Raw genomic sequence first — 2,177 nt, forward strand, 5'->3', positions numbered from 1 at the left:
TTTTCCACTACCCAAAGCCGGATCTACAGCCTTAGCACCGCTCTTGTTATTACTAAAACCAGGACTGGCTCGCCCAATGAAGGCTTTCTTGTCCTTCGGGTTCCAACCGCGCACCTCCACCTGTCCCACCTGGGTCAAGCTGGTCAGTCGGGAAGAAAAACTGAGCAGATCCTTTCGTTGAACTAGAGTCAACACTGACTTGGATTTCTCCTGATGGGGCCGGAAATATAGTGTTTTATCTTGAACCACAACCTCATAACCGAGTCGTTGAGCACGGGTCTGAAGAAATTCCATATCTGTTTGGTTATGCTGTAGTACATAGTCCAAAACCAGCTTTGTCGTTACTCCCCCATACTTTAGACCGGCTTTTTTGGCAATATCTCTAGCAATATCGCTGTCTTTCTTTTTAGTAAACGAGCGAGTGTTGTAACCCCGAAGCAATCGATGACTGTAGTCGTAGCCGCGCACTGTCAACAGAGGTATTTCCCCATGGGCAAATTCTGGTTCCAGACCGGTAATCTGACCCATCATCAGTTTTTGCAGTTTCCCTCCACTACCCCCGTAGCCCATAAAAATCGTTACCTCATTGCCTAGCTTAAACAGTTGCGGATCATCGGTGACAACTTAAGCCTGTATGCCAATTGTCAAGGGGGTTGAGGAAAAAGGCTTGAAGAAAAACTCAGACTGACCCTTTTGTCGGTCAGGAAAAGGAGCAACAATAAGTTTGACCTTGGGTTTTCGCTGCTGTTTGACGATACCTAAATCCTGATTCTCTGGGGCAGCAAAATACTTAACTGGGTCAGAAGCTAATCCTTTGTCATGAGCAACATAAAAATGATAGAGACCTCGATAAATCATCTCTAAAGAGATGCGGTCAAAGGGTAAAGAAAGCTCCGAGGCTACAGCATCACCTAAATCCACGCTCAACCGCATAAAAAAGCCACGTCCCCCAAATCTGTAACTTAACTCCATTAAGAGAACCAGTCCATAAATAACTTAACCCTAAAAGTCGTTTAACTGTATTAAAAGCCTCTTCAATCCGCCAACGCCGTCCATACAAATCAGCGACGACATAGGGAGGTAAAATCATCGGGTCAAGCACACTCGTTAAATAAGAATGCCAAGTTTTGCCTGAGCGCACTTCAATTAAACGTAAAGTCACAAACGGAGTTTTTTTAGTTCCAGAACCCATCCGAATCAGACGGTCACGAAGACTATAACTATCACTGAAGACTTGCTTAACTTCAAGGGAAGCTCCCTTCTTTAAACGGGTAATAAAATGAATCCCTCGGTCAATTAACTGCTGCCAAAAGTAAAAGTGATAAAAGCCTCGATCTAGTAACAGCAAAGTTTTAGCCCTTACTAAATTCAACAGATTCGACTCCAATTTGGTGTCAGAAGCTCTGGGATTTTCCTCAAACCAAATCTCAACCGGAAGCCGTGTCTTTACATCCACCACTACTCCCATCTTGCCGGCTAACTGTCCTTGGGGTATGTCTGCCAAGCTTTTTAGCTTCCGAAACAAGGCTTCTAAAGTGGAATTATCGGCAATCAAAATTCTCTCAAACTTAGATAGAGTAAACTGAACACTTTCTGGCAGAGGACGGCACTTTCTTGAGTCCCAAACCTTTCTTAATTCTGGCAGCAACTCCTTAAAAACTCTCTCAAATAATTGAGCCGGAAAGGTCAAAAATCTCTGAGAAATTGCTTGTTGACTCACCTGAGTGGGTGAACACCACAAAAAGCCTTCTCTTGTTAAGATTCGGTTAAGTTCTCTGACCCCAGCTACATCTCGCCACAGTAAAGTTAACACGGCAGCTACCATCAAGGGCAGGTTAAGAATCCGGTCTCTTAATCCCAGTTTACGATAGTATCCCTCTTGGGCTATGATGGCCGGTTTCACCAACGATTCTAGCTTAGCAGCTATTGCTGAGTCCTCTACTAGAGGACGTTGGGTCTTTTTCGCATGGTCTCGGTGGGTTTTTCGGTGGCCGCTCATCAGGATTCACCATGGCTCAATTACTTGTCTGTTCTGAGTTTCACACGACTCGAACCCTGAGGCAATCCCCCCTCTTGACAAAAGGCTTTTTCTCTTAACTTGTCACCAATGCCCTGCCCCCCAATTTTTCGGTGCGACCCGTGGCGAATTTAATTCGCCAACGGAAAGCGCACCGGGA

Annotated in this window: 2 pseudogenes; both read right to left on the bottom strand. The window is 45.1% G+C overall.

What is annotated here, in order from left to right:
• Positions 1 to 570: pseudogene (locus F6K51_RS36285) on the bottom strand (hypothetical protein); the annotation flags it as partial.
• Positions 571 to 624: 54 nt separating this feature from the next.
• A pseudogene (locus F6K51_RS36290) lies at positions 625 to 1,999 on the bottom strand (IS4 family transposase).
• Positions 2,000 to 2,177: the final 178 nt, after the last annotated feature.

Source organism: Moorena sp. SIO3I8, assembly GCF_010692325.1.
In the GTDB taxonomy this organism is placed as follows: Bacteria; Cyanobacteriota; Cyanobacteriia; order Cyanobacteriales; family Coleofasciculaceae; genus Moorena.